This window comes from Streptomyces albicerus (assembly GCF_008905045.1).
Lineage (GTDB): Bacteria > Actinomycetota > Actinomycetes > Streptomycetales > Streptomycetaceae > Streptomyces > Streptomyces albicerus.
On the sequence record NZ_VWMY01000162.1, the window covers coordinates 1 to 7185 of the forward strand.

Consider the following 7185-nt stretch of genomic DNA (forward strand, 5'->3'; position numbering starts at 1 on the left):
CAAGCTTCGGGCCCCGACGAGGAACTGACGCACCAGCAGCAGAAGTCACGCAACTACTAACGATCAACTACTGGCGCAGGACACTAGTGATGATCAGTCAGCGAGGCGTCGTGGCATGACCCCCAGGACCAGGTTCTCCATCGCCTCCGGCATCCGGCCGAAACTGCCCACCCGCAATTCAACGAGGTAGATCTCGCTGAACTCGTCGATGCCGAGAAAGTGCCGCCCCTCGTCCAGCTCACCCAGCGGAAAGAGATGGCGCCCGATCGTCTTGCTGCACTCGCTGAACCGGTACTCCTCACCCACCGCCAGCTCAGGGTCGAACTCAAACGGCGTCCGAGCACAGCTGATACCAGGCCCATGCACTCTTACGGACAGCCCACCGAACTCCGCGAGAAACAATTCAGCAGCCTCGTGCATAGGCAGCCCCACCGCTGCAAACTGCGCCCGCCAGTGCCCTGTGTCGACCTTCCGGCCCGGCGCCCAACCAGCTGCCTCCAGCACTTCACGCACTTCAGGTGTCCAACTGCCCACAATGAACCGTCCCCCAGAGATCGATAGGCGATCATCTCAACACTTGAGGGACACCGACGAGCCCCCCGTGCTTCCAAACACTGTGTAGTCGCTCCACAGAACGAGAGCCAGAGACCGTTGAGAGCTTCGCAGCCCTTTTGACCCCGGTGTCCCTCGGGCGGCCCTTCGCAGTCGGTCCAGGCCGGTGAGCACGAGACTGTCTGCCCCGGGGCGCTGCCCTGGGCTCTCCGCGTCCTCCAGCAGCCAGGGCTCGAGTGCCTCGTCGTCCGGCACCAGCCACACCCGGCTGCCGACCCAACCGCGCACCTCGACACCTTCCGGACCCAGTCGAACAGTTCGTACGTCCCACGCCGGGGCTCCCCGAAGAGTCCGTCCGCTGCGGCGCACACGCCCCAGACATGGCCGTGCTCCGTTCACAAGAACTCGGTCACCACTTGGTGATGGGCCATTTTGAGCAGGGCAGTTGGCCGTTTCCCCGAGGCTGGGCTCGGCTCTATAGCAGGCCGATGTTGGTGACGAAAATGTTCCAGTCGTCGATCCCGATTTCGCCATGCCCGCCCTGGGCCGCAGCCGGTACTGCGAAAAGCATCAACCCAGCGACGGCAACGGCCAAGGCGGCGACGACACGATGCTTCACGATTCCTCCTCGACGGCGACAGGTACCCACCACCCTGCTGCGAGCCGGCCGCCCCGCCCGCCAGACACGCTGCTCAGCCCGCGGATTCAGCCGCTCGGTGGCAGAGCCTGGAGATGTTCAAAGCGACGAGCCGGCTGCCCGACCACCAGCTCGATGTGACGGTGCTACGGCGCCTGTACGGGCTCCCCTCCGAGGACGTCTCCGCACTCCTCAGTGTGCCTCTGGCTACGGTGCGCTCCAGCAAGCGTCACGCCGTCCGCTTCCTGGAGAGCATCATCTGTCCGCCGTCCTGGACTGAAAGGAACACCATGGCCCGCATCGAAGAGATCCTCTGGAACACCGCCCGTGCCCGGACGTGGCGCGGTGGCAGTTGGGCCAGGGAGCGAAGTTCCTACTGGCGCCTCGCCGTGCAGGGCTCGCTCGTCGCTGACATGGGGCGGCATGCCGTGGCCTGACGGCGGTCAGGAAGCGGCAAGTGCACAGGTGGCTCACTGCCGTGATGGCGGTGCATCGCACGGCCGGGCTGGACTTCGACGGCTGACGCCGCTCACTCTGCATCGCGCTCCGGCAGGGGCGAGTAGCGGGTGGGCCCGGGCGTTTGGCCCTCCGGGGGGTAGTCGCAGTCGAGGCTGGAGATCTCGTAGTCGTCGGCCTCATTCTGCTCCTTGTCCACGACCACCGCCGCGGTGCAGACGCGGCCGTGCTCGTCCGTGAACGTGACGATCTCGCTGTAATCCGTCGGGGCGCTGCATCCCGCGAGCAGCAGCGCCGCCCCGGCGGCCACCGCCACGCCGAGCCCCCACAGCCGTTTCATCCTCGCCCCTCCACGTCCGCTTCGCCGTCCAACTCAGTTGCCGCTCCACACCATGACCGTGAACGACGGTCCGGTCACCTTCGCCGGGGTCGAAGTGACGCTCCCACCCGGCCCACTCTTCTTCTTGCCCTTCTGGATGGGCTTGTAGTGACTCCTCCACCCCGTATACGGGGTGGCTTCTCGCTATGCCTGGTTGGCGTCGCGACGGACCAGCCCGGCCCGAAGAACGTTGGTTGCTCCGACGACGTCAGCGTGTGCCCGGTGGCCGCACGAGAGGCAGCGGAACTTTTCCTGGGTGGGCCGGTTCTCCTTGGCGGTGTGCCCACATTCAGGGCACGTGCGGGAGGTGTTGCGGGGGTCCACGGCCATCACTTCCCGCCCGGCGCTTTCAGCCTTTGCGTTCAGGATCGCGAGGAACACCCCCCAACCGGCGTCAGCGATCGAGCGGTTCAGCCCGGCCTTGCTCGCGGTCCCGTTCGGCAGGAAGCTGCCCGGCTGCTCGGGGTCGGGCTTCGGCGCGGGAGCCTTGCTCATGTTGCGGATCTTGAGGTCTTCGTGCGCGATGAAGTCGTGCTCACGGACCAGGCTGAGCGCGGTCTTGTGTGCGTGGTCGAGCCGCTGGCGACGCACCTTGCCGTGGAGCTGGGCAACCTTGTCCACGGCGCGCTGGTGGTTGCGGGTACGGTCCTTGGCCTTGCGGCGCGGGAAGCGGCTCAGTGCCTGCTGCGCGACTTCGAGCTTCGCGGCGGCCTTGCGTGCGTGGCGCGGGTTGGCGACGTGGACGCCGCCTGAGTCGGTGAGGAACGAGGCAATTCCGAGGTCGATGCCTACTGCTGAGCCGGTCGCGGGCAGCGGCTCGGGCCGGGGCTGCTCGGCGGTCAGCACGACGAACCACTTGCGGCCCTCGCGCTTGACCGACACGGTCTTGACCTTGCCGATCACCGCGCGGTGCTGGTTGACCTTGACGTGCCCAACGCCTTGGAAGCGGACCCGGGTCACGGGGTCGTGCGGGGTGGAGTCCCACCGGCAGCCGTCCCCGTCCTTGGGGAAGTCCACCGTGTCGAACCAGTTCACCCCACGAAAGCGCGGGTACCCGGGCGTGTCCCCGGCTTTGATCCGACGGAAGAACGCGGCAAACGCCTTATCCAACCGGCGCAACGTCGCCTGCTGCGAGGAGAAGGACCAGCGGCCTTGCCGCTCGGGGTCGAAAGCCCGGATGTCCTTGAGCTGTCCGGACTGCTGCCCGTACTTCACGCTCGTCTTCGAGGCGTGCCGGTAGGCCTCGCGGCGTTCTTGCAAGGCCCCGTTGTAGAGGGAGCAGTGATCGCGCAGCATCTCGCCCAGCGCGGCTTGCTGGCCCACGGTGGGCCGCATGAGGAACTTGTACGCACGGATCACCCAGCCCACCCCCTCCCGGTCGAGCTCCTTGATCCTACGACGCTTGGTTCATGTCACCACGCTGGGAACCAAACACCGATATCCGCCGGGGTCGTCACGTCGTCTCCCATCTGCACGCGCACTTGGTGTTCGTTACGAAGTACCGGCGTGAAGTCTTCAACGACGACATGCTGACGCGCTGCGAAGAGATCATGCGGAACGTCTGCACCGACTTCGGCGCGGACCTGATCGAGTTCAACGGCGAAGAGGATCACGTGCACCTCCTGGTGCACTACCCGCCGAAGGTCGCCCTGTCGGCCCTGGTGAACTCGCTCAAGGGCGTGTCCTCCCGCTACCTGCGGCAGGAGTTCACCGGCCGCGTCAACCGCTTCATCATGCACGGCCGCTTCTGGTCGGGTTCCTACTTCGCCGGGTCCTGCGGTGGCGCGCCACTGGCGATCGTCAAGCAGTACATCGAGCAGCAAAAACGTCCGCTCTAGCCTGCGGGTTAGAGCAATTCCGAGATCGGATTCCCTCCCCGCCTGAAGGCGGGGAATCCCTCCGAAGAGAGGGATGGCTCAGCAGCGCCCTGCGCTCGTCGTACGGCCGTGCTCGGACGTCCTCGCCGTGCCCGGGGTTGGGTCAGGAAGTGCCGACACGGAAGCGCGCAAGTTCCGCGAACTCGCACTGTCCCGCAGTCACCACCCGTCGACCGCCAGCCGGTCGGCGCTGTCTGGAGTCGTCAACTCCCCCCCCCAGGAACATCGCCCTTGACCAACCTCGCCCGTTCAGGAATGGCAATGACTCCGCGCGCGCGAGCATCGCGGCTGGGCCCGGGCGCAGCCGACTTGAGTCAGTCGGCCGTTTCGACGTACGAGGCCAGGTTCGCCAGCGAGGAGGCGATCCCTTCTTCGTGGGCCGCTTGGTCGATGCCGGGTGGTACGTCCGTGGCGGTGACGGTCACCTCGGTCCCCTCACCGGCGGCAGCGAGGTGCCAGGTCATCGTCATGGTGCCCGCGTACGCCGGGTCGTCGGCCTCGAACACCGCCCGCTGCACCACACGCTCGGGTGGCACCAGTTCGACGAACCCGACCTCGACGACATCCGTCGCATCCGAGGTCTTGCCGGGGCTGCCGGTGGCATCGAGGTAGGTGAGGAGCATCCGGAACCCGCCGCCAGGCCGGGGATCCCACCGCTCGACGCGCCCGCGCATACCCTCCGGCGGCAGCCAGGCCTCGAGCGCCTCCCGGTCGAGGAGGGCGCCGTAGACGGTCGCCGGCGGTGCCGCGATCATCCGGCTCGCGCGATCGGTCCTACTCATGGCCCGATCCTAGGACCAAAGAGGCGGCTCTGCTGGTGACGTTGGCGGGTGCTGATACCTGGGCCGGTGGCGTGTTTGGCGGATTGGGCGCGGGGTGGTGTCGGCCGTGCGAGTCGCGGCGATGTCGCTGCGGCCAGAGGGCCATCAGCGGATTCCGGTCGGGACCGTGCAGACAGCGCGGGCGGCGCGTCCGAGGGGCACGCCGGCGATGCTGATTGGGTACTGGCCGGATGTGCTGTTCGACCCGCGGACGGCAGGCCGGCGACAGGCCCCGCCCGTCGAGGGAGAACCAGTCGGCAGCGTCTTCGTCTGGAACAGCTTGCGGCTCGTGTGGGGCACCTTCGCCGGAAGGCCTGTCCCCGATGCGCCTCAGAGCGCCCGCCTGCCGGGGCCTTGGATAAGCGTCGGGCTCAGCCCGCCCCGCCGTCGAGCAGCCAGCTGTAGCGCAGTCGCAGCGCCCGTTCCGTGCTGGCCGCCAATGTGCCGGCCCCGAGCGTGATGTTGAGCCATGCCGGCAGAGCAATGGGCGAGGTGAAAGTCCCGATGCGCTGGGCGATGGGCTCCACCTGGGTGACCGGTCCGATGAGCTGTGAGATGAGGAGAACCAGGGCGGTGACGAGTACGACCTGTGAGAGGAAACCGATCCAGCGGCTCAGTGCGGGGTGCGCGCGGTCGAAGCGCGCGCGGCGCCCTTCGGCGGAGTCGCGGTCCGGGACGAGTTGGTGCTCGGCCCCCTCGGCGGTGACGTAGTGGCAGCGCTTGAGCCCGAAGGCGCTCATCTTTACTTCGACGGTGCCGCCTGGGACGGGGAAGGCGGCAGGGAGTGTGGATTGGGCGTGTTGCCTGCCATCGAGGTACAGATGGGCTTTGACTTGGCCGGACGACTGATTCTGCCAATGCCTGACGTCGACGGCGTAGAGCGTCTGCCGGCCGTCGTCGTTGGTCAGCCGAAGATAGAACAGGGCGCGGAAAGGCAACTGCCACCAGCGGAAACGCTTCAGCGCTCGCCCGTCCCCGGGCTTGACCCGCTGCGCCGCTCGACGACGCCGCCACTCGTTGAACATGTCTCCGCTCCTGCTACTCGCTCGGCTCTGCCGCACAGCCGAGGTCCCGCGACGGGCGCTGCCCGGCACTCAGGAACGCCGTCACGGCGTCGTTCGCGCAGGTGGTGCGGCCGAACGGATGGACACCGTGCCTGCCGTGGCCGGCCTTCACCAGCGTGGCCCGCTCCCCGAACGCCCGCCGCGGCTTCTGGGCGCCGGCCGACGGCGCCGACGGGGCGCGCCCGTTGTGCACCATGAGCACGTTCGACGGGCCCCGGTCACCGATGCGCACTGGCGGCTCGACCCGCTTGTCCGGCCAGAACTGGTACGGTCCGACGCCGGCCGTGGACCCGCCCGGTATCGGGTGCTTCAGCCGGTCGACCGCGATATTGCGCTGATACTCCCGGACCGTCCCCGGCCGACGCGGATCACCCCAAAACATAGAAAAAGGGGCCGACGTGGCATTGTCCGGGTCCGCCGACGGCGGGCTGGGCGGCAGCGACCGGTCTGTGTCGAGCGCCTGCCAGGTCTTGGCGAGCAGGGACATGGCCGCATCGCTGTGGAGAAGGCCGGGAAGTTGAGTACCGTGGCCGCCGTGGCCGCCGTGGCCGCCCGGATCGGCCAGTAGAACGCCGCGGCGTTGCGAGGGTTCCTCGCTCGCCGGCCGGGAGATCGTCATCTCGATGCGCCGGCCGTCCGGATCCCGGTGGTCCAGCGGGACGTTGAGCGCCGAGCACGCGAGACAGGGTGAAGCGGTCTTCTCCGGGCACGGACTCCCGCACGGTGTCCGGCGTCGCCGCCACCGACACGCCCGGAATCGCCCTCGCCGCCTCCGCGGTGGAGGCGAGAGCGAGGGAGAAGGTTCGCTGCATCTGATGTCCTCCTGAGGGGCGCACTGGGGCGCCGGCACGGGCGGTCATGGGACGGCCCCTGCCGGTAACCGGTCATGCGGACCGGCATGTCGACGGGGGAGGGGTCGCAGAGGTTGAGGACGGCCAGGCCGAGCGCGTAGGGCAGCCCTTTCACGCGGTGGACGTCGCCGTAGGTGAGGTTCAGGCGCTCAGTGTCGGTGACGGGTGTCCAGGTCATGCATCCATCTCAGCCGCCTTCCCGGTCGCCCGGCAGGGCGTGGTGTCATCACTTCGCCGTGACATTCGTCAGGACGAAAACATGATGTGGCGTCACCGCCGCCTCCCGGAGGCTGGAGGAATACCGCGAAACGGGCTCTGCTGTTCGACCACGGAGCACAGTTGCAGCACCAGCCAGATCCAGGAACTCAACGGACAGGTACCCACGACTGCGGACGCCGCGCGCCACGTACCTCACCCTTCAGGCCGGCCGGCTCCGCGTCACCGATGCCCAGCTGCTCGGCGAGCTAGGCACTGTTTCTCGGATCATGTGCGGAGCCAGATGAGGAGGGTTGCGAGGGTGAGGGTGCCGAGGTAGATGTAGGCGCGTT

At 67.7% G+C, this 7185-nt stretch carries 9 protein-coding genes and 1 pseudogene; 2 read left to right on the forward strand and 8 right to left on the reverse strand.

Annotated elements, in window-relative coordinates:
* Positions 1-93: 93 nt before the first annotated feature.
* From GAS53_RS54165 to GAS53_RS55885, 3 genes and pseudogenes are all read right to left on the reverse strand, one after another.
* Positions 94-513, reverse strand: coding sequence for an SUKH-3 domain-containing protein (locus tag GAS53_RS54165; protein WP_192583719.1), 420 nt, complete (start codon positions 511-513; stop codon positions 94-96).
* Between the two features lie 158 nt (positions 514-671).
* Positions 672-923 (reverse strand): annotated as a pseudogene (locus GAS53_RS57495) (barstar family protein); the annotation flags it as partial.
* Between the two features lie 104 nt (positions 924-1027).
* Positions 1028-1171 carry a hypothetical protein gene (locus GAS53_RS55885; RefSeq protein WP_192583720.1) on the reverse strand — a complete coding sequence of 48 codons (144 nt, stop codon included), beginning with the start codon at positions 1169-1171 and terminating at the stop codon, positions 1028-1030.
* Between the two features lie 113 nt (positions 1172-1284).
* Here GAS53_RS55885 and GAS53_RS54175 point away from each other — a divergent pair, with 113 nt between their 5' ends.
* On the forward strand, positions 1285-1626 hold the full coding sequence (locus tag GAS53_RS54175) for a sigma-70 RNA polymerase sigma factor region 4 domain-containing protein (protein WP_151485198.1): 342 nt from the start codon (positions 1285-1287) through the stop codon (positions 1624-1626).
* 92 nt (positions 1627-1718) lie between these two features.
* Here GAS53_RS54175 and GAS53_RS54180 read toward each other — a convergent pair whose 3' ends face one another.
* Both GAS53_RS54180 and GAS53_RS54185 read right to left on the reverse strand, forming a co-directional pair.
* Entirely contained in the window at positions 1719-1985 is a 267-nt protein-coding gene (locus tag GAS53_RS54180; protein WP_192583721.1) for a hypothetical protein, read from the reverse strand.
* Between the two features lie 183 nt (positions 1986-2168).
* On the reverse strand, positions 2169-3383 hold the full coding sequence (locus tag GAS53_RS54185) for an RNA-guided endonuclease InsQ/TnpB family protein (protein WP_151485199.1): 1215 nt from the start codon (positions 3381-3383) through the stop codon (positions 2169-2171).
* A 50-nt stretch (positions 3384-3433) separates the two neighbouring features.
* Here GAS53_RS54185 and tnpA point away from each other — a divergent pair, with 50 nt between their 5' ends.
* Entirely contained in the window at positions 3434-3862 is a 429-nt protein-coding gene (gene tnpA, locus GAS53_RS54190; protein ID WP_151485200.1) for an IS200/IS605 family transposase, read from the forward strand.
* Between the two features lie 353 nt (positions 3863-4215).
* Here tnpA and GAS53_RS54195 read toward each other — a convergent pair whose 3' ends face one another.
* The 3 genes from GAS53_RS54195 to GAS53_RS54205 form a co-directional block, all read right to left on the reverse strand.
* Positions 4216-4683, reverse strand: a complete 468-nt coding sequence (locus GAS53_RS54195; protein ID WP_151485201.1) for an SRPBCC family protein — start codon at positions 4681-4683, stop codon at positions 4216-4218.
* 410 nt (positions 4684-5093) lie between these two features.
* Positions 5094-5747: a hypothetical protein gene (locus tag GAS53_RS54200; protein ID WP_151485202.1), complete on the reverse strand. Its 654-nt coding sequence runs from the start codon at positions 5745-5747 to the stop codon at positions 5094-5096.
* Positions 5748-5760: 13 nt separating this feature from the next.
* Positions 5761-6405, reverse strand: a complete 645-nt coding sequence (locus tag GAS53_RS54205) for an alpha/beta hydrolase (protein WP_318724793.1) — start codon at positions 6403-6405, stop codon at positions 5761-5763.
* Positions 6406-7185 lie beyond the last annotated feature (780 nt).